The 26,053-nt window shown below is 68.4% G+C and carries 26 protein-coding genes; 14 read left to right on the forward strand and 12 right to left on the reverse strand.

All coding sequences use genetic code 11. The features are described from left to right. Positions 1-31: 31 nt before the first annotated feature. Genes ACWGE0_RS25245 through ACWGE0_RS25260 form a run of 4 tightly spaced genes read right to left on the reverse strand, consistent with a single transcriptional unit; the run spans position 32 to position 5,194 of the window. Positions 32-790 (reverse strand): nucleotidyltransferase domain-containing protein, encoded by a 759-nt coding sequence (locus ACWGE0_RS25245; protein ID WP_452263360.1) that lies wholly within the window; start codon positions 788-790, stop codon positions 32-34. After that, the gene (locus tag ACWGE0_RS25250) at positions 787-1,401 is read right to left on the reverse strand and encodes a nucleotidyltransferase domain-containing protein (protein WP_452263361.1); all 615 of its coding nucleotides are present in this window, start codon (positions 1,399-1,401) and stop codon (positions 787-789) included. Before ACWGE0_RS25250 ends, ACWGE0_RS25245 begins: the two co-directional genes overlap by 4 nt. Beyond that, positions 1,398-3,857 (reverse strand): polynucleotide kinase-phosphatase, encoded by a 2,460-nt coding sequence (locus ACWGE0_RS25255; RefSeq protein WP_452263362.1) that lies wholly within the window; start codon positions 3,855-3,857, stop codon positions 1,398-1,400. Before ACWGE0_RS25255 ends, ACWGE0_RS25250 begins: the two co-directional genes overlap by 4 nt. Beyond that, the gene (locus ACWGE0_RS25260) at positions 3,857-5,194 is read right to left on the reverse strand and encodes a 3' terminal RNA ribose 2'-O-methyltransferase Hen1 (protein ID WP_452263363.1); all 1,338 of its coding nucleotides are present in this window, start codon (positions 5,192-5,194) and stop codon (positions 3,857-3,859) included. The genes ACWGE0_RS25255 and ACWGE0_RS25260 overlap by 1 nt, the downstream gene beginning before the upstream one ends. Before the next feature lie 55 nt (positions 5,195-5,249). Here ACWGE0_RS25260 and ACWGE0_RS25265 point away from each other — a divergent pair, with 55 nt between their 5' ends. Genes ACWGE0_RS25265 through ACWGE0_RS25275 form a run of 3 tightly spaced genes read left to right on the forward strand, consistent with a single transcriptional unit; the run spans position 5,250 to position 8,657 of the window. Continuing rightward, positions 5,250-7,226 (forward strand): thioredoxin domain-containing protein, encoded by a 1,977-nt coding sequence (locus tag ACWGE0_RS25265; protein ID WP_452263364.1) that lies wholly within the window; start codon positions 5,250-5,252, stop codon positions 7,224-7,226. A 56-nt stretch (positions 7,227-7,282) separates the two neighbouring features. Next, positions 7,283-7,837, forward strand: a complete 555-nt coding sequence (locus ACWGE0_RS25270) for a hypothetical protein (RefSeq protein WP_319971610.1) — start codon at positions 7,283-7,285, stop codon at positions 7,835-7,837. Between the two features lie 10 nt (positions 7,838-7,847). After that, positions 7,848-8,657, forward strand: coding sequence for a hypothetical protein (locus ACWGE0_RS25275; RefSeq protein ID WP_452263365.1), 810 nt, complete (start codon positions 7,848-7,850; stop codon positions 8,655-8,657). 72 nt (positions 8,658-8,729) lie between these two features. On the opposite strand, the gene ACWGE0_RS25280 is transcribed toward ACWGE0_RS25275, so the two are convergent. Continuing rightward, complete coding sequence (locus ACWGE0_RS25280; RefSeq protein WP_452263366.1) at positions 8,730-9,632, reverse strand: DMT family transporter; 903 nt, start codon at positions 9,630-9,632, stop codon at positions 8,730-8,732. Positions 9,633-9,679: 47 nt separating this feature from the next. Here ACWGE0_RS25280 and pdxR point away from each other — a divergent pair, with 47 nt between their 5' ends. Next, a complete protein-coding gene (pdxR, locus tag ACWGE0_RS25285; protein WP_452263367.1) occupies positions 9,680-11,032 on the forward strand; it encodes a MocR-like pyridoxine biosynthesis transcription factor PdxR in 1,353 nt (450 codons plus the stop codon). An 8-nt stretch (positions 11,033-11,040) separates the two neighbouring features. On the opposite strand, the gene ACWGE0_RS25290 is transcribed toward pdxR, so the two are convergent. Further along, on the reverse strand, positions 11,041-11,217 hold the full coding sequence (locus ACWGE0_RS25290) for a hypothetical protein (protein WP_452263368.1): 177 nt from the start codon (positions 11,215-11,217) through the stop codon (positions 11,041-11,043). A gap of 91 nt (positions 11,218-11,308) precedes the next feature. Here ACWGE0_RS25290 and ACWGE0_RS25295 point away from each other — a divergent pair, with 91 nt between their 5' ends. From ACWGE0_RS25295 to ACWGE0_RS25315, 5 genes are all read left to right on the forward strand, one after another. Beyond that, on the forward strand, positions 11,309-12,838 hold the full coding sequence (locus ACWGE0_RS25295) for an ATP-dependent DNA ligase (RefSeq protein WP_452263369.1): 1,530 nt from the start codon (positions 11,309-11,311) through the stop codon (positions 12,836-12,838). 63 nt (positions 12,839-12,901) lie between these two features. After that, a complete protein-coding gene (locus ACWGE0_RS25300; RefSeq protein ID WP_452263370.1) occupies positions 12,902-13,681 on the forward strand; it encodes a GNAT family N-acetyltransferase in 780 nt (259 codons plus the stop codon). Positions 13,682-13,709: 28 nt separating this feature from the next. Further along, positions 13,710-15,149 (forward strand): GuaB1 family IMP dehydrogenase-related protein, encoded by a 1,440-nt coding sequence (locus ACWGE0_RS25305; RefSeq protein ID WP_452263371.1) that lies wholly within the window; start codon positions 13,710-13,712, stop codon positions 15,147-15,149. A 3-nt stretch (positions 15,150-15,152) separates the two neighbouring features. Further along, the gene (locus ACWGE0_RS25310; RefSeq protein WP_452263372.1) at positions 15,153-16,106 is read left to right on the forward strand and encodes an ATP-binding cassette domain-containing protein; all 954 of its coding nucleotides are present in this window, start codon (positions 15,153-15,155) and stop codon (positions 16,104-16,106) included. After that, positions 16,103-16,873: an ABC transporter permease gene (locus ACWGE0_RS25315; protein WP_452263373.1), complete on the forward strand. Its 771-nt coding sequence runs from the start codon at positions 16,103-16,105 to the stop codon at positions 16,871-16,873. Before ACWGE0_RS25310 ends, ACWGE0_RS25315 begins: the two co-directional genes overlap by 4 nt. A 64-nt stretch (positions 16,874-16,937) precedes the next feature. Here the strand turns inward: ACWGE0_RS25315 and ACWGE0_RS25320 are convergent, their stop codons facing one another. Together ACWGE0_RS25320 and ACWGE0_RS25325 are read right to left on the reverse strand one after the other, a co-directional pair. Continuing rightward, positions 16,938-18,230 carry a PhoH family protein gene (locus ACWGE0_RS25320; protein ID WP_452263418.1) on the reverse strand — a complete coding sequence of 431 codons (1,293 nt, stop codon included), beginning with the start codon at positions 18,228-18,230 and terminating at the stop codon, positions 16,938-16,940. Positions 18,231-18,629: 399 nt separating this feature from the next. Then, on the reverse strand, positions 18,630-19,880 hold the full coding sequence (locus ACWGE0_RS25325; protein WP_452263374.1) for a DUF885 domain-containing protein: 1,251 nt from the start codon (positions 19,878-19,880) through the stop codon (positions 18,630-18,632). Positions 19,881-20,109: 229 nt separating this feature from the next. Between ACWGE0_RS25325 and ACWGE0_RS25330 the strand changes: the two genes are divergently transcribed. Then, positions 20,110-20,367, forward strand: coding sequence for a hypothetical protein (locus ACWGE0_RS25330; protein WP_452263375.1), 258 nt, complete (start codon positions 20,110-20,112; stop codon positions 20,365-20,367). 84 nt (positions 20,368-20,451) lie between these two features. Beyond that, positions 20,452-20,721, forward strand: coding sequence for a hypothetical protein (locus tag ACWGE0_RS25335; RefSeq protein WP_452263376.1), 270 nt, complete (start codon positions 20,452-20,454; stop codon positions 20,719-20,721). 69 nt (positions 20,722-20,790) lie between these two features. Here the strand turns inward: ACWGE0_RS25335 and ACWGE0_RS25340 are convergent, their stop codons facing one another. Next, positions 20,791-21,570, reverse strand: a complete 780-nt coding sequence (locus ACWGE0_RS25340) for an isoprenyl transferase (RefSeq protein ID WP_452263377.1) — start codon at positions 21,568-21,570, stop codon at positions 20,791-20,793. 77 nt (positions 21,571-21,647) lie between these two features. Here ACWGE0_RS25340 and trhA point away from each other — a divergent pair, with 77 nt between their 5' ends. After that, entirely contained in the window at positions 21,648-22,319 is a 672-nt protein-coding gene (trhA, locus tag ACWGE0_RS25345) for a PAQR family membrane homeostasis protein TrhA (RefSeq protein WP_452263378.1), read from the forward strand. On the opposite strand, the gene ACWGE0_RS25350 is transcribed toward trhA, so the two are convergent. Further along, a complete protein-coding gene (locus ACWGE0_RS25350; protein WP_452263379.1) occupies positions 22,316-22,612 on the reverse strand; it encodes a hypothetical protein in 297 nt (98 codons plus the stop codon). The two genes, trhA and ACWGE0_RS25350, sit on opposite strands and share 4 nt — an antisense overlap. Positions 22,613-22,673: 61 nt before the next feature. Between ACWGE0_RS25350 and ACWGE0_RS25355 the strand changes: the two genes are divergently transcribed. After that, positions 22,674-23,060, forward strand: coding sequence for a hypothetical protein (locus tag ACWGE0_RS25355; protein WP_452263380.1), 387 nt, complete (start codon positions 22,674-22,676; stop codon positions 23,058-23,060). Between the two features lie 6 nt (positions 23,061-23,066). Here ACWGE0_RS25355 and ACWGE0_RS25360 read toward each other — a convergent pair whose 3' ends face one another. Then, positions 23,067-24,461 (reverse strand): class II fumarate hydratase, encoded by a 1,395-nt coding sequence (locus tag ACWGE0_RS25360; RefSeq protein WP_452263381.1) that lies wholly within the window; start codon positions 24,459-24,461, stop codon positions 23,067-23,069. A 62-nt stretch (positions 24,462-24,523) separates the two neighbouring features. Here ACWGE0_RS25360 and ACWGE0_RS25365 point away from each other — a divergent pair, with 62 nt between their 5' ends. Further along, positions 24,524-25,492 (forward strand): NAD(P)/FAD-dependent oxidoreductase, encoded by a 969-nt coding sequence (locus ACWGE0_RS25365; protein WP_452263382.1) that lies wholly within the window; start codon positions 24,524-24,526, stop codon positions 25,490-25,492. Positions 25,493-25,508: 16 nt separating this feature from the next. On the opposite strand, the gene ACWGE0_RS25370 is transcribed toward ACWGE0_RS25365, so the two are convergent. Continuing rightward, entirely contained in the window at positions 25,509-25,970 is a 462-nt protein-coding gene (locus ACWGE0_RS25370; RefSeq protein WP_452263383.1) for an Lrp/AsnC family transcriptional regulator, read from the reverse strand. Positions 25,971-26,053 lie beyond the last annotated feature (83 nt).

Raw genomic sequence — 26,053 nt, forward strand, 5'->3', positions numbered from 1 at the left:
GGCCAGGCAATCGGCAGGACGGGTTGAGCGACTAGCGCAACCGGGTCTCGACCACGAACTCGTGCACCGCCTCGAACGCCGACGGGTGCTCGGGCAGGTCGGTGGTCTCACGCGCCTCTCGCAGCTGCTCGTGCCAGTGCGCGAGGTCCGCCTCCAGCCGTTCGGGGGCAGGCCGCTCCGGCACGCCTGCCAGCGCGCGGTGCTCGCCGAGGATCTTGGCCTCGATCAGCGCGGTCAGGTAGTCCGGCCCGTCGAGCTTGTCCAGCAACGTCGGCAGGTGCGCGACGACCTCGCCGGTGCGCAGCAGGTGTACGCCGGTGAGCAGTGCGCGGAACGTGTAGAGCAGCGGCTTGATCTCGCCGGTCCGCTCGAACAGCCGCCATTGCGTGGCCGCGAAACCCCGGTAGTGGTGGCCGTGCCGGGAGGTCAGGCAGTGCGCGGCCAGGTCGGCCAGCGCTCGGTGGCCGTCGGTGGTGTGCACGACCAGGGGCGAGAGCAGCTGTTCCAGCACGTAGCCGTTGGGGCGGGTGAGCAGGCGGCAGAACTTCTGCACGTCGTGGGTGACGAGGTCGATCTCGACGCCGTCGCGCACCCACATCCGTTCCTTGGTCTCCGGGCCGTGCCGCAGCCCGACGATCTCGGCCAGCGGCAGGACGTGCACGCCGCGCAGGTCCACGTCCGAGTCGCGGGACGGGAATCCGTACAGGTGCGCGCCTGACACGGTCGCGAAGAGCAGGTCGTGCGACTGCTCCGCCACGACCGCGCTCAGGTCCGGAACCTCGTAGCTCACAACATCCTCCTGCGCACCGACATCAACCAGTTCTCGACCCGCGCCCGGTCGGGTTCCTCTGGCAGCGGGCCGTTCGCCGAAGCGAGTTCGTCGCCGAGCGCGTGTGCCCACGACACCGCGTCGTCCCAGGGCATCGAGCCGTCGCGGATCGCCAGCAGCGAGCGGTCCGCCGCGATGGACAGCGAGCCCGTCCGCATCAGGTGCAGGCCCACCAGCCGCAGCCGCACGACGTGCATGAGCTGCTTGGGTTTCAGGTTTCGGCCCGCGCGCGACAGCTGCATTTCCGTCGCGCGCGTGTAGGCGCGCACGGCGTACCGGGAGAGGAACGCGGGCAGCAGCGCCTGCAGTTCCTCTCCCATCGGCGTGCTGATCTCGACCAGCGGGCTCACCAGCGTTTCGAGCACCGTCGGGTTCGACTTCAGAGCCAGCCTGCAGAAGTGTTCGACCTCCCAGCTGAGCTGCTCGGGCGACGGGCCCTCGACCGAGGTCGGGGGCTTCTCCAGGCGCCAGAACGACTCCGTGGGCGCGACGAACACCCCGCGTCTGTCTACATCGGACTCATCGGTCGCCAGCCCGTAGGCGTGCGAACCGATCACGGCTTCGAGGATCACAGTCGTGGGTCCACCGGTTCCGACTCCAGCGCGAGCACGCCGAAGACGCACTCGTGCACCCGCCACAACGGTTCCCCGCGCGCGACGCGTTCCAGGGCCTCGATGCCCAGGGCGTACTCGCGCAGGGCGAGACCGCGCTTGCGGCCGAGCGAGCGCTTCCGCAGGCGGGCGAGGTTCGCGGCGGAGGTGTAGTCCGGGCCGTAGATGATCCGCAGGTACTCACGCCCGCGCACCTTCACGCCCGGCTGCACGCGCGCGGCCGAGTTCGACAGCGGCTTCACGACCATGCCCTCGCCGCCGTCCGCGGTCAGCTCCTCCCACCACTTCACGCCGGCTGCGGGATCCGCGGTGTCGACCACGAGGTGTCGGGTCTGCTGGAACAGCGGTCCCTCCAGCCGGCTCAGCGTCTCCAGGTGCCACAGGTGCGAACGGTCGTGGAACGTCTGCCCCTCGGCCGCCAGCAGCTGGAACGGCGCGATCCGCACGCCCTCCAACCCGGTGACCGGCCAGCAGTACCGCTCATACGCAGCGCTGTAGGCCGCGGCGTTCGACGCGCGCTCGGACGTGCGCGCCAGCAGTTCTGCCACGTCCACACCGCGAGCAGCTGCCGACTCCAATGCTCCGACCGCCACCGGCAGTGCGCCACCAGCAGCCGCTCCGACCGCCGCATACTGCTCGCGGATCAGCCCGGAAGCCTTGGCGTTCCACGGCATCAGCTCAGCGTCGATCAGCAGCCAGTCCGTCGAGAACTCGTCGAACAAGCCTGCGCACGCCGAACGCACGCGGTCCAGCAGTTCGGAACCCAGTGCGCCGTCGAAGAAGGCGCGCCCGGTGCGGGTGTAGATCGCGCCACCTTCCTTGCGCACCAACAACACCGCACGCGAGCCCATGTGCTTCTCTTCGCAGATCACCGAAGAAACGCCAGCAGCCGCGTACTCCGCGAAGGCCTCCAACGGGTGCTCCAGCACGTCGTCCCGCTGCGAGGTCGCGGTCGGCGCCATCGTCGGCGGCAGGTACAGCAGGTCGTGCGGATCGATCGCGAACCGGCTCATGACCTCCAAAGCCGACGCGGACTGCTCCGCGCGGATCGTGACGGCGCCCATCAGCGATGTCTCGATCCGGCGCAGGCCCGTGACGTCGCTCAACGCCAGCACGTCTGGTGCGCGTTCGACGACAGGCGCGACCAACGGTCGTACCGGCTCGTACCAGACCTGGTGTGCCTTGACGGACACGACCTCGCGCTCCGGGTAGCGCAGCGCGGTCAGCTTTCCGCCGAACACCACACCGGTGTCGAGGCACATGGTGTTGTTGATCCACTCTGCCTCGGGCGTTGGAGTGTGGCCGTACAACACCATCGCCGTGCCGCGGTACTCGTTCGCCCACGGGTAGCGCACGGGAAGTCCGTACTCGTCGGTCTCTCCGGTCGTGTCGCCGTACAGCGCGAAGCTGCGCACACGTGCGGAAGCCCGGCCGTGGTAGCGCTCCGGCAGACCGGCGTGCGCGACGACGAGGTTTCCGCCGTCCAGCACGTAGTGCGCCACCAGCTGATCGCAGAACTTCTCGGCCTGGCGGCGGAAGTCCTGGTCCTCGGTGGCGAACTGCGCGAGCGACTCGGCGAGGCCGTGCCGCACCTGGACGTTCTTGCCGCGCAACGCCCGCACCAGCTTCTGCTCGTGGTTTCCGCACACGCAGAACCCGTGGCCGCTCGCGACCATGCCCATGACGAGGCGCAGCACGCCAGGGGTGTCCGGTCCGCGGTCCACGAGGTCGCCCACGAAAACGGCCTTGCGCCCAGCAGGAGGAACGGCGTCGACCGCACGTCCTTCGGCGTCGCGCACCAGCGAGTACCCGAGCTCGACCAGCAGCTCCTCCAGCTCCGCGCGGCAGCCGTGCACGTCACCGATCACGTCGAACGGCCCGGTCTCGTGCTTGAGGTCGTTGAGCAGCCGCTCGTACACGACCACCGAGCTGTCCACATCGGACTCGGAGCGCAGCACGTGCACGCGCTTGAACCCCTCCTTGCCGAGGAACTTCAGCGACCGCTGCAACGCGGCCCGGTGCCGTTTCACGACATGCGCACCGAAGTCGCGGTCCGGCCGGGAAGCGTTGCGCCGCAGGCACACGTCGGTCGGCGTGTCCAGCACGATCGCGACCGGCAGCACGTTCGCCTTCTTCGCGACCTCGATCAGCTTCGCGCGGTCGGGCGCCTGCACGTTCGTCGCGTCGATCACCGTGACGCGGCCGGCCTCCAGCCGCTTGGCCGCGACGTAATGCAGCACGTCGAACGCGGCCGCGGACGCCGACTGGTCGTTCTCGTCGTCGGCCACGAGCCCGCGGAAGTAGTCGCTCGACAGCACCTGCGTGGGGAGGAAGTGCTTGCGCGCGAACGTGGACTTGCCCGAGCCCGAGGCGCCGATCAGCACCACCAGGCACAGGTCGGGAATCTTCAGGTCCATCAGTTCTCTTCCCCCAAGCTGAACACGGCCATCTGGGTCGGCGCGCCGCGGTCGGCGTCCTCCGGCCCGATCGGCACATAACTCACGCGGTAGCCACGTCGCGACGCAACGCCGTCCGCCCACTCCGCGAACTCGGCACGAGTCCATTCGAAACGGTGGTCGGAGTGCCGCATCTGGCCCTCCGGCAACGTTTCGAACAGCGGGTTGTACTCGACGTTCGGCGTGGTCACCAGAACGACGGCAGGGCGTGCGACGACGAACACCGAGTGCTCCAACGCGGGCAGGCGCGACGGGTCGACGTGCTCGACGACCTCCATCAGCACCGCCGCGTCGTAGCCGGCGAGTTCGGTGTCGGCGTAGGTCAACGCCGACTGCCGCAACGTGATCCGCTCGCGCAGCCGGTCGGACATGCGGTCCAGGTGGAGCTTGCGCGCGGCCTCCTGCAACGCCTTCGCGGACACGTCGACACCGTGGATCTCGGTGAACTCCGGCTCCTTGACGAGCTCGCGCAGCAACGCACCGCCACCGCAGCCGAGATCGAGCACGCGCTTGGCCCGCGCCTCCTTCAAGGCCTTGATCACGGCCTCCTTGCGCTGTGCGGCAAGGGAGATCTTCGGCTCGGCCAGTGCGTTGTCCAGCTCCTCCGGCTCGACCTCGTCGACCTCGGCGAGCCGTTCCAGCGCGGACAGCACCAGCGGCCGCTTGCGCGCCAGGTACCTGGTGGTGATCAGCTCCTTGTCCGGGTGCGCCGACAGCCAGCCGTCACCGGCCTTGAGCAGTTTGTCGACCTCGTCGGCGGCGACCCAATAGTGCTTGCCGCCGTCGAGCACGGGCAGTAGCACGTAGAGGTGCTTCAGGGCGTCGCTGACCTTGAGTGTTCCGGTCAGAGTGACGTCGCCGTAGCGCGACTCGCCGTGCTCGGTGACCTCGACGGTCCAGCCGAGTGGCGTGAACAGCCGCTCCGCGAGCTTGTGCGGCAGCGCGGGAATGCGGATGACCAGCGGAATCGGTGTCTGCGCGAGCTCGGGGAAGCTGTCGCTGCGGCCGTTCATGGCCGTGCGGAACACGCTGCCGAGCGCGACGGTGAGCAACGACCCGGCCGCGTACGGGCGGTCGTTGACGTATTGCGTGAGCGTGCTGCCAGGACCTCGCACGAGCGCGATGGGGTCGACCTCCAGCAGAAGGGCGACCGTGCATTCCTCTGGCGACGCCTTCGGGTAGAAGACGTGCGCGGTGCCCGAGCTCGTCGAGAACGACTGGGCCCGGTCCGGGTGTTTGTGCAGCAGGTGACCGAGGTCGGTCGCCGGCTGGTGGGTCGTGGTCATGGTCAGCAACACGAGGTCGAGTCTGATCGAGAGTCGCGGTCCGCGCTGCCCATTTACTGTGGTTGGCATGACCAATCGGCTTGCGGACGCGACCAGCCCGTACCTGCTGCAGCACGCTGACAACCCGGTCGACTGGTGGCCGTGGGGCGCGGAGGCGTTCGAGGAGGCACGACGGCGCAACGTCCCGGTGCTGCTGTCCGTCGGCTACGCGGCCTGTCACTGGTGTCACGTGATGGCACACGAGTCATTTGAGGACGAGTCGGTGGCGGCGTTCGTGAACGCCCGGTTCGTCCCGGTGAAGGTCGATCGCGAGGAACGTCCGGACGTCGACGCCGTGTACATGGAGGTCACGCAGGCCATGACCGGTTCCGGCGGCTGGCCGATGACCGTGTTCCTGACGCCGGACGCGCGCCCGTTCCACGCCGGCACCTACTACCCGCCGTCGCCGCGCCAGGGCATGCCGTCGTTCACGCAGCTCGTCGAGGCCGTGTCGGACGCGTGGACCACGCGCCCCGACGACATCCTGGAGTCGGCTTCCGTTGTGGTGGAGGAGATCTCCCGGCACACCGCGCCGCTGCCACCGTCCGCTGTGGACTCCGACGCGCTGGCGGGCGCGGTGGTGTCGCTGCTGGGCGAGTTCGACCGGCGCAACGGCGGATTCGGTGGCGCGCCGAAGTTCCCGCCGTCGATGGTGGTCGAGTTCCTGCTGCGGCACCACGAACGCACCGGCTCGGTCGAGGCGATCTCGATGGCCACCTCGACGGCCGACGCGATGGCGAACGGAGGCATGTACGACCAGCTCGGCGGCGGGTTCGCGCGCTACAGCGTCGACGCCTCGTGGGTCGTGCCGCACTTCGAGAAGATGTTGTACGACAACGCTTTGCTGCTCCGCTTCTACACGCATCTGACGCGGGTCACAGGCTCTGAACGCTATGAGCGGGTCGTGCGGGACACGGTTGGTTTCCTGCTGCGTGACCTGCGCACGGCCCAGGGCGGCTTCGCGGCTTCGCTGGACGCGGACACTGAAGGCGTTGAGGGCTCGACTTACGTGTGGTCTTACGAGGAACTCGGGGAGGCCGCTGCTGCTTTCGGGGTGACGGAGGAGCCGAATTTTGAGGACGGCAAGTCGACGCTGAGGTTCGTGTCCGAGCCGGGAGAGGACGTGCGAGCGTCGTTGCTGGCCCGTCGTGCCGAGCGCGCGCAGCCGGGTCGTGACGACAAGGTGATCGCCGCGTGGAACGGCATGGCGATCTCGGCTTTGGCCGAGGCGGGCGCCTTCTTCGGTGAGCCGTCGTGGATCGTCGCGGCCTCGGAGGCGGCGTCGTTGCTGGCCTCGGTACACCTGGTCGAGGGCAGGCTGCTGCGGACCTCGCGGGACGGCGTCGCGGGGCCGTCGTTCGGCGTGCTGGAGGACTACGGCTGCCTCGCCGATGGCCTGCTCGCGTTGCACCAGGTGACGGGCTCGATCCGGTGGCTGGACCTGGCGTGCGGCCTGTTGGACACCGCTCTCTCTCGTTTCGCCGTGCCGGACTCACCGGGCGCCTACTACGACACCGCGGACGATGCCGAATCGCTGGTGCGCCGTCCTGCCGACTCCACCGACAACGCGTCTCCTTCGGGTGCGTCTTCGCTGGCCTCGGCGTTGCTGACGGCTTCGTTGCTGTCCGGTGCCGAGCGCTCTTCGCGTTATGCGAGTGCTGCTTCGGACGCGGTGACGCGTGCCGGTCTGCTGGCCGCTCGGGCGCCGCGGTTCGCCGGCCACTGGTTGTCCGTCGCCGAAGCGCTGGTCGCGGGCCCGTTGCAGGTGGCCGTCGTGGGTGCCGGTGATGACTCGCGCCGTGCGTCGCTGTGGGCGGCGGCGGTTGCGCATGTGCCAGGAGGCGGCGTCGTCGTGTCCGGTGAGCCGGGCTCAGTGCCGTTGCTGGAAGACCGTCCGTTGGTCGACGAGGCCCCGGCTGCCTACGTGTGTCGCGGTTACGTGTGCGACAGGCCCGTCGTTTCCGCAGATGCGCTGGTCACTTCGCTGACGGCGAACACCCTCTGACTGATTGCAGGCGTAACGTCGGTTACAACGTAATCAAGTAATCAGGGGTGTTGGACATGGGACGTGGATGGCGAGGAAGAGGTGGCTGGCAGCAGGCTGACCTGCCGTCGGCCGACGACGCGGCGGCGTGGTTCGCGGGCAGGCTGCCCGACGGCTGGTTCACCGGCGCGCCCGAGGTGATCATCGACCGCGAGGAGATCACGGTCGTCGGCACGCTCGCCGACCTGGAAGGCGAGTTCGACGACGCCTCGCGCTCCGCGGCCGAGTCGGGCCGCATCGCCCGCTGGCGGGAGGAGACGCGCGACGAACGCATCGAGATCGCGCGCCAGGCCGAGCACCGCTACGGCCGCAAGGTCGCGTGGGGCGCCGCTCTCGGCAGCACCCGCGAGCTGTTCACGCACCTGGCCGTGCCGGTGATGACGCGCCTGCGCCAGCCGGAACGCCAGGTGCTCGACACCCTGGTGGCCGCGGGCGTGGCACGTTCCCGCGCGGACGCCCTGGCGTGGGCGGTCCGCCTGGTCGGCGAGCACGCGGACAGCTGGCTCGGCGACCTGCGCGATGCCATGTCGAAGGTCGACGATCTGCGCTCGCAGGGGCCGGACCTCACGTAACCTGCGCGGCGTGGAGCTCACCGACTACGCCGCATCCGTCGTTCGCGACGAGCCGGGCGCGTTCGAGAAATTCGTGGAAGAGACCCAGGGCCGTTCGTTCGACGAGATGTCGGCGGCGGCCCTGGTGCTGTCCTCGTCGTCGGACGTGCAGGTGAACCAGTTGCTGGGCAACGTCCTCTATCTCACGGGCACGTTGCCCGCCTTGGAACCGCTGACGCTGCGCGTCGCGGAAGCCTTCGAGCGCAAGGATCCCGCCGCGGACGAGTGGGAGGGCGCCCTCGTGCTCCCCATGCAGCACGAGGACATCCGCGCTAATTTGCCACACCGCGACCGCCTGCTCGCCGAGGTGCCGTCCGACACGTGGTTGCACGGCCTGCTGCTCGTGCTGGATCTGGAACCGTTGCTGGTGCTGCATCCCGCGTCCGGGCAGGGCTTCGAGGTGACGATCGGCGGCCTCGGCGACAACTTCCAGCTGCACACGTTGCTCGCCTACCGCCTGGTCCCGTCGCTGATCCCCGGCGAGCCGCCGCTGCAGTCGTGGGTGGAAGCGGCGTCGGTCGGCCCGGATCTCGAACCGGCGGGCGGAATTCGGGGCCAGTTCGAGCTTTCCGACGGGTTCGGCGAGACGATCTGGAACGAAGGACGTCCCTGCGACATCCCGGTTTTCGAGGGCCGCCGGGTCGTTGTGCTGGGTGTGCCGTCCTATGCGCGGTCGTGGAACGCGGGTCGGTTGTACCCGATGATGACGCCGATGGTGGACGTCACGCGGGTGCTGCCGGCTGATGAGGCCGCGTCGTGGCTGGGCAAGGTCAGCCTGTGAGCTTCGTGGCTGTCTTGAGTGCTACAGCCTGATCGGCTACGAGCCGTCGTGGTCGGCGAGACCTGATAACCGTTACGGCGCAACGACTTCCGGCCGACTGTCAGACCCACTCGGTATAGTTGATTTTGGGGGAACCCCGGCGGGGTCGTGTGTGTGGTGCGTTCCCCTCCGGAGGCCGATGGCGCACCCGAGCGCGACCGTGGTGACGCCAACGACGGACACGAGCGTTAGTTGCTGCACGCCCAACAGCACGGATGTCGCCAGGCCGGACACGGGCATCAGGCCGATGAGCACGCCCGCCCGGTCCGAGCCCAGGCGGTTCACGGCGAAGTACCAGAGGCCGAACGCCAGGGCGGTCACCAGCACGGCGAGCAGCACCAGCGCGATCGATTGCCGGGTGTCCGGGACCTGCCAGCCGCCCACGAAGGTGCCGAGCACCGCGCCGATCGCCGCGGCCAGGAGGCAGGTCCAGGTGGCTACGCCGAGCACGCCCAGGCGGCGGACCACTCCTACGGCGAAGAGGGTGAAGCAGACCTCGCCGACCATCGTGAGCAACGCCAGCACGAGGCCTGGGCCGTGCCACGCGCCGCCGCCGGACAACACCACCACGCCTGCGGCCACTACTACGGCGCCGACCACGGCTGCTAGGGAGCGGTTGCGGGCCATCAGTGCCAGGGCGATCGGGGAGGCGCCCATGACGGCGGCCACGAAGCCCGGTTCCGCGTATTGCTGGGCGGCGATGAGCAGGGCGTTGAAGCCGAGCATGCCCGAGGCGACCACGCCCAGCAGCGGTGGGATGTCGCGCCACGACGGCATCGGGAGGCGGCGGGCCACCAGCAGCAGGACGGCGGCGCCCAGCAGGTAGCGCATGGCCTGGCCGGTCAGGACCGGGTAGCCCTCCAGCATGCCGGTGACGGGAACTGACGCGCCGACGATCGTTGCCGCTGTCGCTCCCGCGGCCACCCCGAGTTTCATGCTGCAGAGCCTTGCGCTGAACTGGTCCAGGTTTAAGCTCCACTTCGATGGCTACGAACTGGACCACTTTTCGCGAGCTGCTGTTGCCTGGGCATCAGCGGCGGCGTGGCGTGGAGGTCGAGCTGCGCGGGGCGATCAGGGACGGGCGGCTCGTGCCGGGGACGCGGTTGCCGTCCAGCCGGGATCTCGCGGCGCAGCTCGGGGTGGCGCGCGGGACGGTGACGTCGGCGTACACGCAGCTCGTGGCGGAGGGGTACCTCACCAGTCGCAGGGGGTCGGGGACCACGGTCGCGAGCCTCGGGCCGGCCGGCGCGTGCGGTGTGCCGGAGCCGCCGCAGCGGTGGCGGTACAACCTGCGGCCCGGATTGCCCGCGTTGGGCGCGTTTCCGCGTGCTGAATGGGTTGCGGCGCATCGGGCGGCGCTCGCCGACCTGCCCGACGACGACCTGGCGTACCCGGATCCGGCCGGGTTCGTGGGGCTGCGCAAGGAGATCGTCGACTACCTGGCTCGGGTGCGGGCGGTGGTCGCGAAGGACGCGGTGATCACCAACGGTGCGGCGGACGGGTTGCAGCTCACGGCCCGGATCTTGAACGGCAGCATCGCGATCGAGGAGCCGAGTCACTTCGGCGGTGAGAACATGCTGCGGTCGCACGGCCTCCACACCGTGCCGGTTCCGGTGGACGACAAGGGGATCCGGGTCGATCTTCTGTCCAAAACGGACTGCAAGGCGGTGCTCGTCACGGCCGCGCACCAGTTTCCGCTGGGCGTGGTGCTGCATCCGGAACGGCGGCGCGCGCTCGTCGAATGGGCGCGCGAGCGGGACGCGTTGATCATCGAGGACGACTACGACGCGGAGCACCGGTACGACCGGCCGGCGTTGGGGGCGTTGCAGGCACTCGCGCCCGAACACGTGGTGTATCAGGGGACGACGAGCAAGGTGTTGGCGCCCGCGCTGCGGCTCGGGTGGCTCGTGGTGCCGGAGCGGTTGCGTGAGGGCATCGTGCAACGCAAGCAGTACAACGACATGGGCACCGCGACGATCCCTCAGGCCGCGTTCGCACACATGTTGCGAACGGGTGGCTATGACCGTCATCTACGACGTACGCGCGCGCTCTATCGGAAGAGGCGTGACGCGTTGTTGGAGGCCGTTGCGGAGCATCTGCCGGCGTGGCAGTCCATCGGCGTTGCGGCTGGGCTGCACGTCGTGTTGCGCATGCCGGACGGAACGGACGACCTCGCGCTGAAGAGCAGGCTCGCGGACCGTGGCGTGCACGTCTGGGCGTTGGCGCAGTACACGCGCACGCCGATGTGGCCCGGTTTGGTGCTGGGGTACGCGTCGCTCACCCCTGACCGTCTGCGGGAGGCGGTCAGGGAGATCGCGAACGCCGCCGTGGCCTAGTGCCGGCTCTAGAGGATGTGCTCGCGCAGGGTGCCGGCGTCGCCACTCAGGATGTGCTCGCGGTCCACGCTGGCGTCGCCGTCGGCGCCGAGGATGTGCTCGCGGGCCTGGCCGATCGCGGGGCTGGCGACCGCCGCGACGGCGGCGAACAGCATGGCGGCGGCAACGATCTTGAACGTACGCATGGTGCGGTAAACCCCCAGGTCGGACGAATGTCCGGGGCAGCCTAGCCCGAGCCTCCAGAAATTGTCAGTGCTCGGGTGCACCATGAGACACGTGCTCCTTTCCGAAGTGGTCGACACGTCGGCCGCCGTGGCGGCGACCCGGTCGCGCCTGGCCAAGGTCAAGGCGCTGTCCGCGTTGCTGCGCGGGGCGAGTGCCGACGTCGTGATCGCGGTGGTGTCGTTCCTCATCGGCACGCCGCGGCAGGGTCGCATCGGTGCAGGTTGGCGCACGGTCGTCGACCTGTCCGTGCCGCCGGCCGACCAGGCCGGGCTCACGATCGCCGAGGTCGACGCCGCGCTCGCCGAGGTGGCCGCGACGTCCGGCAAGGGCTCGGCGCAACGCCGGGTCGACCTGCTGACGGCGTTGTTCGGGCGTGCAACTGCGGCGGAACAGGACTTCTTGCGCCGGTTGCTCACCGGCGAGCTGCGCCAGGGCGCGCTGGAAGGCGTGATGCTGGACGCGATCGCCTCGGCGGCGGACGTGCCGGGCGAGACGGTGCGGCGCGCGTTCATGCTGTCCGGCCGCCTGCCCGAGACCGCCGTGGCCGCGCTGGACGGCGGCGCGGCGGCACTGGAGGCGTTCCGGCTGGAGGTCGGGCGGCCGCTGCGACCCATGCTGGCCTCGCCGGCGGAGTCGCTGGGCGAGGCGTTGTCCGAGCTCGGCAGCTGCGTGGTGGAGCACAAACTCGACGGCGCCCGCATCCAGGTGCACCGCTCCGGCGACGACGTGCACATCTACACCCGCACGTTGCGCGAGATCACCAAGACGGTGCCCGAGCTGGTCGAACTCGTCCGCGGCCTGCCGTGCACGTCGGTGGTGCTCGACGGCGAGACCCTGGCGCTGACCGACGAGGGCAGACCCCGCCCGTTCCAGGAGACGATGAGCCGGTTCGGCGCGCAGGACGAGCGTGAGCTGCTGCTGCACCCGTACTTCTTCGACTGCCTGCACCTCGACGGCGAGGACCTGCTCGACGAACCGCTGCGCGACCGCCTGGCCGCACTCCGCCAGGTCGCGGGCGAGCACGTCATCCCCGGCGTGCTGGACCCGTCGCCGGAGGAGGCCGAGTCGGTCGTCACGGCTGCCCTGTCCGGTGGCCACGAGGGCGTGATGGTGAAGTCGCTGGCCTCGCCCTACGCCGCCGGCCGCCGCGGCCGCGCCTGGCAGAAGGTGAAGCCGGTGCACACGCTCGACCTGGTCGTGCTCGGCGTCGAGTGGGGCAGCGGCCGCCGCCGGGGCTGGCTCTCGAACCTGCACCTCGGCGCCCGCGATCCGGACGGCGGCCCGCCCGTGATGGTCGGCAAGACCTTCAAGGGCCTCACCGACGAGCTGCTCAAGTGGCAGACCAAGGCGCTGCAGGAGATCGCCACCGAGCAGAGCGACTGGGTCGTCATGGTCCGCCCGGAGCTGGTGATCGAGATCGAACTGGACGGCGTGCAGGTCTCGCCGCGCTATCCCGGCGGCGTCGCGCTCCGGTTCGCCCGCGTCGTGCGGTATCGGCCGGACAAGGACCCGTCAGAGGCGACGACGATCGAGGAGGTGAGGGCACTCCTGCCCACCGCACAACTGAATCCCGAGGCCTGACACGGGTGCTCAGCGCCGTAAATCGCGTGCGACCTCGCGGCTTCCGGCAATAACGTCGGGCCAGTGACTGATGCTGCCGCGCTGTTGCGCGCGTTCGACGACCAGGCCCGCACCGCCGAGTGGACCGTTCTGGACCCCGGCTCCACCGTCCACCGCGACGGCCCGGTCTTCCGGGTGTGCTGGCCGAAACGGTCAGGTTTCGTGGGTGGACCACCCGACCTGGGCGTCTCCGGCGCCGAACTCGACGAGCTGATCGCCAGGCAACGCGACTTCTTCGCCGAGCGCGGCCAGGCCGTCGAGTGGAAGACCTGGGGCCATGACACCCCTGCTGACCTGCCCGAACGGCTGCTCGCGGCCGGATTCGAATCGGAAGGCGAGGAGACCGTGCTCGTCGGTCTCGCCGAGGAGATGACGACGCCGGTGCACATCGACGGCGTCGTCGTGCGTGAGGCCGAGAACGAGGCGGACGTGCTCTCGCTCGCCGCCACCGCCACCGAGGTGTTCGGCAGGAAGCACGACTGGCTGGTCGACCGGCTGATGGAGAAGAAGGAGGACCCGAACATTGTCGCCGTGATCGCGGAGGCCGACGGGAGGGTCGTGTCGTCCTCGCGGCTCGAGATCGTGCCGGGCACCGAGTTCGGCGGCCTCTGGGGTGGCGGCACCCTCGCCGAGTGGCGCGGGAAGGGCATCTACCGGGCGCTGGTGGCGCACCGGGCGCGCGTAGCTATCGAGCGGGGTGTGAAGTACCTGCAGGTCGACGCCTCCGAGGACAGCAGGCCGATCCTGGAGCGACTCGGGTTCGTGAAGGTCACCACGACCACGGGTTACGTTTGGAAGCCGTGACGAGACGCTGCGGGTATCGTGGAAGCACGTGCGGTTCATCGAAGGGCATCGACCCTCATACGACCTGACCTACGACGACGTGTTCCTCGTTCCCGGCCGCAGCGCCGTGGAGTCCAGGTTCGGCGTCGATCTCTCCACCTCGGACGGCACCGGGGCCACCATCCCGATCGTCGTCGCCAACATGACGGCCGTGGCCGGGCGGCGGATGGCGGAGACCATCGCGCGGCGTGGCGGGCTCGTCGTCATCCCGCAGGACGTGCCCACCGAGGCGGTCGCGGAGATCATCGCTTGGGTCAAGGAGCGGCATCCCGTCTGGGACACGCCGTTGACGCTCGCCATGGGCGACGCGGTGGCGGACGCGTGGAACCTGCTGCACAAGCGGGCTCACGGCGCGGTCGTCGTCGTCGACGACGGTGGGCGGCCTCTTGGCGTTGTCGACGAGGCGGCGCTCACGGGCGTTGACCGGTTCACGCGCCTTGGCGACGTGATGAACACCGACGTGCTGAAGCTGCCGCTCGACACGAAGCCTCAGGACGTGTTCGACCAGCTCCACCACAGCGCGCACAAGATCGCGCTCGGCATCGACGACGAGCAGCGGCTCAGCGGGGTGCTGACCGAGCTGACGGCGTTGCGGGCCGAGGTGTACCGGCCGGCCACCGATGACGACGGGCGGCTGCGGATCGCGGCTGCCGTCGGGGTCAACGGCGACGTGCGGGCCAAGGCCGAAGCGTTGATCAAGGCCGGGGTCGACGTGCTGGTCGTGGACACCGCCCACGGGCACCAGGAAAAGATGATCACGGCGATCAAGGCTGTCCGGGAAGCGGACCCCAGCGTGCCGATCGCGGCGGGCAACGTCGTCACCGCGGAGGGCGTGCGGGACCTGGTCGAGGCGGGCGCCGACATCATCAAGGTCGGTGTCGGACCCGGCGCGATGTGCACCACGCGGATGATGACGGGCGTGGGCAGGCCGCAGTTCTCCGCCGTGGCGGAGTGTTCGGCGGAGGCGCGCAGGCTAGGCAAGCACGTGTGGGCCGACGGTGGCGTGCGGCATCCGCGCGACGTGGCTCTGGCGCTGGCGGCGGGGGCCAGCAGCGTCATGGTCGGCAGCTGGTTCGCCGGGACCTACGAGTCGCCCGGTGACCTGCAGCGCGACGAGCGGGGAAACCTCTACAAAGAATCTTTCGGAATGGCGTCGAAGCGGGCGGTGACGGCGCGGACGCGCAGCGACAACGCGTTCGACCGGGCTAAGAAGGGGCTGTTCGAAGAAGGCATCTCCACGTCGAAAATGCGCTTGGACCCGGTACGTCCGAGCGTGGAGGATCTGCTCGATGCGATAACCTCCGGCGTCCGCTCGGCCTGCACGTATGCCGGCGCGAACTCGCTCGAGGAATTCCACGACAGGGCTGTTCTCGGCATCCAGTCGGCGGCTGGATTCGCGGAAGGCAGGCCGTTGCCAGGGGGATGGTGAGGAATGGACGAAGCGGTAGAAGTAAGAGATCTCCGCAAAGTCTATAAAACCGGACAAAAACCTGCGGTGGACGGATTGAGCTTCACCGTCCGCCGCGGTGAGGTCTTCGGATTGCTCGGGCCAAACGGCGCGGGCAAGACGACCACCGTCGGCGTCCTGACCACGCGCGTCCGCCCCACCTCGGGGCAGGCGTTCGTGGAGGGCGTCGACGTGGTCGCCGACTCCAAGCGCGCACGGCAGTTGCTCGCCGTCGTGCCACAGCGCAACAACCTCGACCGCTCGCTCAACGCGAAGCAGAACCTGCTGTTCCACGCGGCCTATCACGGCATCGGGCCGACCGAACGCAAGAAGCTCGCCGACGACATCCTCGAGCGGATGGGGTTGAAGGACCACGAGAAGGCGCTCGTCGACACGTTGTCCGGCGGTCAGGCGCAACGGCTGATGATCGCCCGCGCGCTGATGCACCGGCCGAAGGTGCTGTTCCTGGACGAGCCGAGCACCGGGCTCGACCCGCAGGCCAGGCTCTTCGTCCACGAACGCGTCGCCGCACTGCACGCGGACGGCGTCACGGTCGTGCTCACCACGCACGACATGGACGAGGCCACCAAGCTGTGCGACCGCGTCGGCATCGTCGACCACGGCAAGCTGCTGACCCTGGACACGCCGTCCGAGCTGACGAAGAGCCTGCCCGGCAGCAACACGGTCAGCGTCACGGTCGGTGCGAACGGCCACGAGATCGAGAAGATCAGCGCCGCGCTGTCCGAAGTGGACGGTGCGCAACGGGTGGAGGAGGTCAGTGGCATGTACCGCGTCTACACCGACGCGGACACCTCGGTCACGCTGCCCGCGGTGCTGAACGTGTTGCGGGACCTCGACGTCGTCGTCAGCGACGTCGCGATCGGCAAGCCCAGCCTGGAAGACGTCTTCATCCACCTGACCGGCAGGGAGCTTCGGTGAGCCAACTCAGGACGTTCCAGGCGATCCTGTGGCGCGACGTCTTCGTCACGGGCCGCGAGCTGCCGAGCTTCCTCGCGCAGGTGATCATCCAGCCGTTCTTCATCCTCTTCATCTTCGCGAAGGTGCTGGGGGACATCGGGTACGTCCAGAACGACTTCGCGCAGGTGCTGCTGCCCGGCATCATCGCGATGAACGGGTTCCTGGGCGCGTTGCAGAACACGACACTGCCGCTGGTGCTGGACTTCTCGTGGACGCGGGAGATCGAGGACCGGTTGCTGGCACCGATCTCCATCCCGCTCGTCGCGGTGGAGAAGATCGTGTTCGGTGCCGTCCGCGGGTTCTTCGCGGCCGTGCTGATGGTGCCGGTCGGGTTCGTGATGCTCGACATCTCGTGGGAGTGGTCGGGGATTCCCGCCGCGCTGCTGGTGATCGTCCTCGGCTGTCTCGCCGGCGGTTCGGTCGGCATGGTCATCGGCACGTCGGTGCCCGCGCGCCGGGTCAACGTGATGTTCGCGGTGATCCTGACCCCGTTGCTGTTCACGGGTTCCGCGCAGTTCCCGTGGCGCTCGCTGAGCGACGATCTGCTGTGGTTCAAGGTGGTCTGCGCGCTCAACCCGCTGACCTACGTGAGCGAGGGCATGCGCGCGGCACTGGTGCCGAACGTGCCGCACATCCCGTTGCCGATCGTGCTGGTGGTGCTCGTCGTCGCGATCGCAGGCTTCGGTGGGCTCGGCCTGCGCGGCTTCATGAAGCGCGCGCTCGACTAGACATCACATACGCAAAAACGGCCCCGCGCAACGAAAGCGCGGGGCCGTTCTGCTCAGAACACCGCTATGAGGCGTAGTCCTCCAGCATCTCGGTGACGAGAGCCGCGATCGGCGAACGCTCCGAGCGGGTCAGGGTGACGTGAGCGAAGAGCGGGTGGCCCTTCAGCTTCTCGATCACCGCCGCCACGCCGTCGTGCCGGCCCACCCGCAGGTTGTCGCGCTGCGCCACGTCGTGCGTCAGCACCACCCGCGAGTTGCTGCCCAAACGCGACAGCACGGTCAGCAACACGTTGCGCTCCAACGACTGCGCCTCGTCCACGATCACGAAGGAGTCGTGCAGCGAGCGGCCGCGGATGTGGGTGAGCGGCAGGACCTCGAGCATGCCGCGGTCCATCACCTCTTCCACCACCGCCTGGCTCACCAGCGCGCCGAGCGTGTCGAACACCGCCTGCGCCCACGGCCCCATCTTCTCGTTCTCGCTGCCAGGCAGGTACCCGAGCTCCTGGCCGCCGACCGCGTACAACGGCCGGAACACCACGACCTTGCGGTGCTGCCTGCGTTCCATCACCGCTTCGAGGCCGGCGCACAGCGCCAGCGCCGACTTCCCGGTGCCCGCACGCCCGCCCAGCGAGACGATGCCGACTTCGGAATCGAGCAGCAGATCCAGCGCGATCCGTTGCTCAGCGGACCTTCCGTGCAGTCCGAACGCCTCCCGATCCCCGCGAACCAGCCTGATCTGCTTGTCCGCGGTCACCCTTCCCAGCGCACTCGCCGTGCCCGCCAGCATCCGGAGTCCGGTGTGGCACGGCAGTTCGGCGATGTGCTCGAGACCTTCGTGTTGGGTGGGGTCGACGACGTTCTCCTTGAACAGACCGTCGATCACTGACTGATCGACGTCCAGATCGGACATTCCTGTCCAGCCTGACAAGGTGACGTCGTGCGCCCGGTATTCCTCCGCCTGCAGGCCGACCGATCCGGCCTTGACTCGCAGCGGCATGTCCTTCGTCACCAGGGTGACGTTGCGCCCCTCAGCAGCGAGGTTGAGGGAGCAGGCGAGGATTCGGGCGTCGTTGGAGTCCGTTCGGAAACCTGATGGCAACACCTCCGGGTCGGAGTGGTTGAGCTCGACGTGCAAGGTGCCTCCCACATCCCCGATGGGGATGGGCGAATCGAGGCGACCATGCCGCAAGCGCAGGTCGTCGAGCAGGCGCAGGGCCTCCCTCGCGAACCAGCCCAGTTCGGGGTGGTGGCGCTTGCCCTCCAGCTCGCTGATCACCACGAGCGGGAGCACGACCTCGTGCTCCGCGAACCTGGTGGCCGCGAGTGGATCGGACAGCAGTACCGACGTGTCCAGCACATATGTCGTGAGGGCTGGGGCGGCGGACTTGCGCCTGGAGGAGGATGTGCGCGATGAGCCTGAGGAACGGCTCGCGGGACGTCGTGCGTTCACGGCAACTCCCTCACGAACGCGGCACCCGCGTCCGCTCCTCGCTGGGCCAGGCACAACCCTGATTGATCGTCTCGCCGTCCGCCGGGTGGCGTCAGGCAGGTCGACCACGAGGGCCGGGTGCCGGCCCCCTCGCGACGTTGTCTGTCACGATCAGGACCTCCCTGCGCGGTCCGCAGTGGTCGCGTCCCGCCAAGAACGAAGTTACCTGCGGCAGTGCCCCATCTGCACGAAGCCACACAGGTGAATCCCGATTTGTCATCTGCCGGAAAACAACCCGAAACGTGACCACAGCCGTGTTTCAGCTGGTCAGATGCTGTTTTCTTGGGTGTTGCGGGCCAACCACGACAGACCGTCCCTCACCTGGGATTCGAGTGATTTCGGTACGAGGGGCTCGTCGAGAAGCCTCAGATAGCGGGAGTCGAGCGACTCGCCGGGCGCGCGGACGTCCAGCCAGGCCCTCACGAGACGCACTCCTTCGACGTAAGTCGTGGTGTAAGCGCGCCACAGCGGGTCCGCCAGGAAACGAACCATTTGCCGTGCCCGGCGGTCGGGGACTAGCAGCCACCTGCGCAGATGCGCAACCACGTCATCCTGATCCGCACCTCGATCGTGTAGCAGCAGCGCGGCGTCCTGCCGCACGGTGAGCAGGCCGGACGCCGCCGATTCGACCTTTTCGGACAGTTCGCCGTCCATTCGCAACCCGAGGTCGCGGAAGATCTGCTCCGTCCAGACGCCCCAGCCCGGTCCGACCGCGGCGTGCAGGCCGAGGTCCGCCATGCCCTCGGCCATCAGGCACTGCGGCGTGTTGATCAGGAAGATCGACTGCTCGGCGTGGCCGCGCCGGGCGACCAGGCCGGCCTCCTTGCGGCAGTGCTCGGTGTGGTGGCCCGGATAGGACTCGTGCGCGACCAGGTGGGGCAGGTTCGACATGCGGTGGCCGAGGTCGGCGTTGACCGCGACCCTGCTGCGGTAGCCGCCGAGGTAGTAGTTGAAGCCGCTCCACGGCTTGTTGGTGACGACCTGGTACTCGACGATCTCCTGCTCGGGCAGCGCGTACTTGTGCCGCACGCGGTCCCTCAGGGCGCTGGAGAGGGCCTGCACGGCGCCCTGGAGCCTGCGCGCGGGCACCTCGTCGGCCGCGCGGAAGGCGCTGAGGCGGTCGGTGAGCGATCCCGGTCCCTCGAGCAGCACGTCGAGGTTGCGGTGAGCCTGGGCGTACGCGTCCTCGTCACCAGGGCGGATGCGGACCTGGAAGTACTGCTCGACCTCGTCCACGAACGTGACGCGCTCGCCGGCGAGCTTGCGCGCGGTGCACTCCAGCGCGGTGAGATGCGCCTGGAGGAACTGCCTGCGCTGGGTCGTGAGATCGGAGCCGGGGAGCTCTTTCTGCAGCTCACGGGCGTGGGAGGCGAGCGCTTTGGGGTCGAGGCGCGGCTCGTTGTCGACGGCGCGGCTCAGTGCGGGGTCGCCGGTGAACGAGTCGACGAACCCGGACACCAGGCGCCCGAGGCGCAGCCCCAGCACCAGATATCCGCGCACCAGCTCGTTGGCGTCCATGAGTCGAAGAGCGTAGAGCGTCTACCACAGGGCCTTACTCGCGACCGAATCGTGAATCGAAGACCACCTGTATGGGGAATGTTGTTGATCTTGACGTCACACAATGGGGTCATGCGGGCCGCCAATCGAGATCAATACCTATAGCGTTTCCGCCCGGAGACCCCACCGCTCCGGAGATCCCCGAAGACTCCGGAAATGACGGGGATAACCCGACATGAAGGAGAATCTCATGAAGAAGGCCTGTGCCGTGGTTGCTGCCGCAGCCGCGCTGTCGCTCGCGTTCGCCCCGGCCGCCATGGCCGGCGAGGGCCACGGTGGACACCACTGGAAGAACGGCCCCCTGCTGGTCCTGCTGAACGGCAACAACCTCAACGGCACCGTCGGTGCCTGTGGCAACAACGTCGGTGTCTTCGGCGGTGCCGTGCCGATCAACTCGCCGTCGATCACCGAGACCTGCGCCGCCGGCGGCATCGTCGACGAGGGCTGATCTCCCTTTGTTCTGCGTCTGGGGGCGTCATTTTGGCGCCTCCAGATGTGTTTTACCCGTTAAACCTTCATGAGGAGAATAATCGTGCTGAAGCAGGCTGTTGCCGCCGTTGGTGTGGCTGCCGCGTTCCTGGCTGTTGGTTCCCCGGCGATGGCCGTTCAGGGCCACGAGTGGGAGAACGCGCCGCTGCTGATCGTCGGCAACGCGAACAACCTGAACGGTGTTCTGGGCGCGTGTGGCAACAACGTCGGTGTCTTCGGTGGTGCCGTGCCGATCAACTCGCCGTCGATCACCGAGACCTGTGCCGCCGGTGGCATCGAAGACGGCGCGGAGTGGGGCCACGACGGCGAGTGATTTCGCCGTAGTTGCTTCAAGGGGCGTCCACCTCGCGGTGGGCGCCCCTTTTGCTGCGTCCGTTGCCTGCTAGTTGCCGTACCTGCGGTGGCGCTTGGCGTACTCGCGCATGGCCCGCAGGAAGTCGGTGCGCCGGAAGCCGGGCCAGTAGGCCTCGCAGAACCAGAACTCCGAGTGCGCCGACTGCCAGAGCATGAAGCCGGAAAGCCGCTGCTCGCCGGACGTGCGGATGATCAGGTCGGGGTCCGGCTGACCAGACGTGTAGAGGTGCTCCGCGATGTGGTCGACGTCGAGCACCTCGGCCAGTTCCTCGATGGTGCCGCCGCGCTCGGCGTGCGCCTGCAGGAGCTTCCGCACGGCGTCCGCGATCTCCTGCCGGCCGCCGTACGCGACAGCGACGTTGACCTGGATGCCGGTGCGGTTCTTGGTCTTGTTCGCCGCGTTGGTGAGCCGCTCGGCGTGCTCCCTGGGCAGCATGTCGATGGCGCCGACGTGCCGGACCCGCCACGGATTGCCGTCCGCGGCGAGCTCGTCGGTGATGTCGGAGATGATGTCCAGCAACGGCGCCAGTTCTTCGGCGTCCCGGTTGAGGTTGTCGGTGCTCAGCATCCAGAGCGTGACGACCTCCACTTTGGCGTCACCGCACCAGTCGAGGAGCTCGAGGATCTTGCGCGCGCCGGCCCGATGCCCGTGCGCGACGTCGGTGAACCCGGCCTCCCTGGCCCACCTGCGGTTGCCGTCGAGGACCACGCCCACGTGCTTGGGCACCTGTGTCCCGCTCAACTCACGTCGAAGAATCCACTCGTAGAGGTGGATAGCGACGTCTTTCACACGGGTGCGGAGTGCCACGTCCGAACAGCGTACGCCGTGCAAGCTTCATCACTGAGCCATGGTCCGTAACCTACGGTCGCGTAACCTAGGGTCTCGTGACCAATGCGACCATTCCTCCACAGCCCGGACTGCGGCCGCGCCTTCGTGGGTGGCTGCACCTCTGGTCCTTCATCGCCTCCGTCGCCACCGGTGCGACCCTGATCGCGCTGGCGGCGTCCACAGTGTCCGCCCGCGCCGCCCTGGCCACCTCGGTCTACGGCCTCACCGTCCTGGGCCTCTTCGGCGTCTCGGCGCTGTACCACCGCGTGACGTGGAAGTCCGACCGCGTGCGCACGTGGATGAAGCGCCTGGACCACTCGATGATCTTCGTGTTCATCGCCGGCACCTACACCCCGTTCGCGCTGCTCGCCATGGACCCCGGCACCGGGTACGTCGTGCTGTTGGTGGTGTGGATCGGGGCGTTGTCCGGTGTGACGCTGAAGATGGCCTGGCCGCACGCGCCGCGGTGGCTCGGGGTGCCGATCTACATCGCTCTCGGCTGGGTAGCGGTCTTCGTGCTGCCCGAGCTGCTGCACCACGCCGGGGTTGCCGCGCTGGTGTTGCTGTTGGTGGGTGGGGCGCTTTACACCGTCGGCGCGGTGTTCTACGCGACTCGGTGGCCCAACCCCTGGCCGCAGGTGTTCGGGTATCACGAGTTCTTCCACGCTGCGACCGTGGTGGCGGCGATCTGCCACTACATCGCCATCTGGCTCGCGATGTACTCCTAGCTCCAGGTGATCGGTGACGGCGCACGTGACTCGGCGTCGGCCTTGGCGTCGCTGAGTGAACGGTGCGTCTGCGAGTCCGGCAAGAACGTGCCGCCATCACGGATGTTGCTGTACGAGACGTAGTAGGCGTGGCCCTCCGCGTCGACGTTGGGAACTTCGCCGCTCTCGAGATCGCCGTTCGCCTTGGCGATCTCGTACCAGTGGTCGTGGTCGAGGCAGACGATGGCCACCGGCATGGGCGTGGTGTTCGCGTACAGCCAGGTGCCTCTGGCCACGACCGACAGTGCGTTCACGTGCGGATGGTCCCACCAGCGATGGGCTACGGTTCCTCGCATCTGCGTCTGGGGGATCGTGATGCTGAAGGAAGCTGGGGAGTTCCGTTCGGCTGATGAGGTGCGAGCGGCCATGACCGGGGGCGAGCAGCCCTGGAAGCAGGCAGCGCTGAGCTACCTGGAGCAAGGGCGTTGGATCGTCATGTCGATGTCGTGTCCCAGCGATCTGCTCGACCCGGATGGCCCGAAGGTCGATCAGCGTCAGACCTTCACCGACGGTGTGTGGCTGTGGCACGGCATGCTCATCCACTACCTGCGCAAGTACGACGTCGCGCTGCCTGCCGAGTTCCTGGAGCACATGGCGGCGCGGGAGTGGGTCGTTCCGGAGCTCACCGATGACGAAGTCGAAGCCATCTGCGACGAGCACTTCGGGCCTGGGCCACAGGCTGCACCGGTGGCCCAGGCCTGAAGTCGTTCAACGGCCGCCGCGCGCCATGTGCAGCACGTCCAGAGCGGCGTCCAGCTGCTCCTCGGTGAGCTTGCCCGGCACGTGGCCGCGTTCCAGCACCACCTCGCGGATCGTCTTGCGCTCCTTCAGCGACTGCTTGGCGATCGACGCCGCCTCCTCGTAGCCGATGTAGCGGTTCAGCGGCGTGACGATCGACGGTGACGACTCGGCGTACTCGCGCATCTGCGAGACCTGGGCCTCGGCGCCGGTCAGCACCTTGTCGGCCAGAAGACGGGCCACGGCGGCCAGGAGGCGCGAGGACTCCAGGACGTTGCGGGCGATGACCGGCAGCATCACGTTGAGCTGGAAGTTGCCCTGCGAGCCGGCGAACGCGACGGTGGCGTCGTTGCCGATGACCTGGGCCACGACCATCATCGTGGCTTCGGAGATCACCGGGTTGACCTTGCCCGGCATGATCGACGAACCGGGCTGGAGGTCGGGCAGGGCGAGTTCGCCGAGGCCCGTGCGGGGGCCGGAGCCGAGCCAGCGGAGGTCGTTGGCGATTTTGAACAGGGCCACGGCGGACGTGCGCAGCTGGCCGGAGATCTCCACGACGCCGTCCTGGGTGGCCTGGGCCTCGAAGTGGTCGCGGGCCTCGACGAGCGGCAGGCCGGTTGCCGAGGCGAGTTCTGCTGCCACGGCCGCACCGAAGCCCTCGGGGGCGTTCAGGCCGGAGCCGACGGCCGTGCCGCCGATCGGCAGTTCGGCCAGGCGCGGGACGGACGACGTGAGCCGTTCGATCGAATACCGGACTTGAGAGGCCCAGGCGCCGGCTTCCTGGCCGAGCGTCACCGGGACGGCGTCCATGAGGTGGGTGCGGCCGGATTTGACCAGGTCGGACCACTCCGCGGCGCGTGATTCCAGCACGCCCAGGAGGTGTTCGAAGGCCGGGATGACGTCCTTGACCACGGCTTCGGTGGTGGCCACGCGCAGGGTCGTGGGGAAGGTGTCGTTGGACGACTGCGAGGCGTTGACGTGGTCGTTCGGGTGCACGTCGCGGCCCAGCGAGCGCGTTGCCAGGGTGGCGATGACCTCGTTGGCGTTCATGTTCGAGGACGTGCCGGAACCTGTCTGGAAGACGTCGACCGGGAAGTGGTCGTCCCACTGGCCCGCTGCCACCTCGTCGGCGGCGGAGGCGATGGCTTCTGCGAGGTCGGCGTCGAGGACGCCGAGTTGGGCGTTCGCTCTGGCGGCGGCGCCTTTGAGCAGGCCCAGGGCCCTGATCTGGGCGCGGTCCAGGCCTCGACCCGAAATCGGGAAGTTCTCGACCGCGCGTTGTGTTTGGGCGCGCCACAATGCGTCGATCGGCACGCGGACCTCACCCATCGTGTCGTGCTCGACGCGGTACTCCTGTTCAGACATACCTCCGAGTCTCTATCGTCGATCACAGCACTGCCACCCACCACTGGCAGAAGGGCACCACCATGGAGCGTGACGTCGACCTCCTCATCGTGGGCGCTGGTCCCACGGGGTTGTTCGCCGCCTACTACGCAGGCTTCCGGGAACTGAACGTCGCTGTGGTCGACGCCCTGCCAGAGCCAGGCGGTCAGGTCACGGCGATGTATCCGGAGAAGATGATTTTCGACGTGGCCGGGTTTCCCGCCGTGCGCGGGCGCGACCTCGTCAACGGTCTGGTGGAGCAGGCGGGGCAGTTCAAGCCGACCTACCTGCTCGGTCACCAGGCGCGCACCCTTGAGTCCATTGAGGACGGTTTGCGGGTCGGTCTCGCGGACGGCTCGTCGGTGAACACCAAGGCTGTGCTGATCACGGCGGGCATGGGTGAGTTCAACCCGCGTCCGCTGCCCGCGGGGGACGGCAGGCTGGGGAACGGCATGGTGCACTTCGTGCCGGTGCTGGCCGAACACGCGGGGCAGCACGTGGTGATCGTGGGCGGTGGCGACTCGGCGTTCGACTGGGCGCTGGCGCTGCACCCGATCGCCGCGAGTGTCACGATCGTCCACCGCAGGGCCAACTTCCGGGCCCACGCGGCGACCGTGCGGCAGGTGAAGGAGCTCGGCGTCGAGATCATCACGGACGCCGAAGTGCTGGCGCTGCGCGGCGAGCCGCTGTCCGAAGTGGACGTCAAGGTCAAGGGTGAGGACGTGAAGACGTTGCCCGCGCAGACAGTTGTCGCGGCGCTCGGGTTCACGGCCGACCTCGGGCCGATCGAGTCGTGGGGGCTGGAGCTCGACCACCGCGCGGTGGTCGTCGACACCACGATGAAGACCAAGCTGGACCGCGTTTACGCAGCCGGCGACGTCGCGCAGTACCCCGGCAAGGTCAAGCTCATCGCGACCGGGTTCGGGGAGGCGGCGACGGCGGTCAACAACATCGCGGTCATGCTCAACCCGGCCGCGCACCTCTTCCCCGGCCACTCCAGCGACGTCGGCTGAGCGACCGGCACCGTTGTCAGGCTTCTGGCAGCGGTGCCGGATCGTGCTTCGCCAGGTGCTGGAAGATGATCGACGTGCGCCAGCCGACGATCTCCTTGCGCTGGCTCAGCCGGTCGACCAGGAACGCGTGCAGGTGCTCGTTGTCCTGAGCACTCACGTGGATGACGAAGTCGTCGCTGCCCGCCATGACGAACGCCGACAGCACCTCGGGCAGCCCGACGGCGAACGTCTTGAAGTTGTCGATGACCGTCCGGCTCAACGGGCGGACCTGCACCGACACCAGCGCCTGCACGCCGCGGTTGAGCGCGGACGGGGCGATGTCGGCGTGGTAGCCGCGGATCACGCCGCGTTCGCGGAGCAGCCGGATGCGTTCGAGGCTCGTCGACGGCGCCACGCCCACCTTGCGCGCGATGTCGCGGTTCGACTGCCGGGCATCGCGCTGCAGTTCCCGCACGATCGCCGAATCAAGTTCGTCCATCTCGCTCCCCGGATCCAGTTGCCGAATAACGTTCGGCAGCACGCTCCCACAGCTGGCGATCACCCTAACTTCGATGCCAGAGC

The sequence above is a fragment of the Lentzea sp. NPDC054927 genome, from assembly GCF_053610285.1.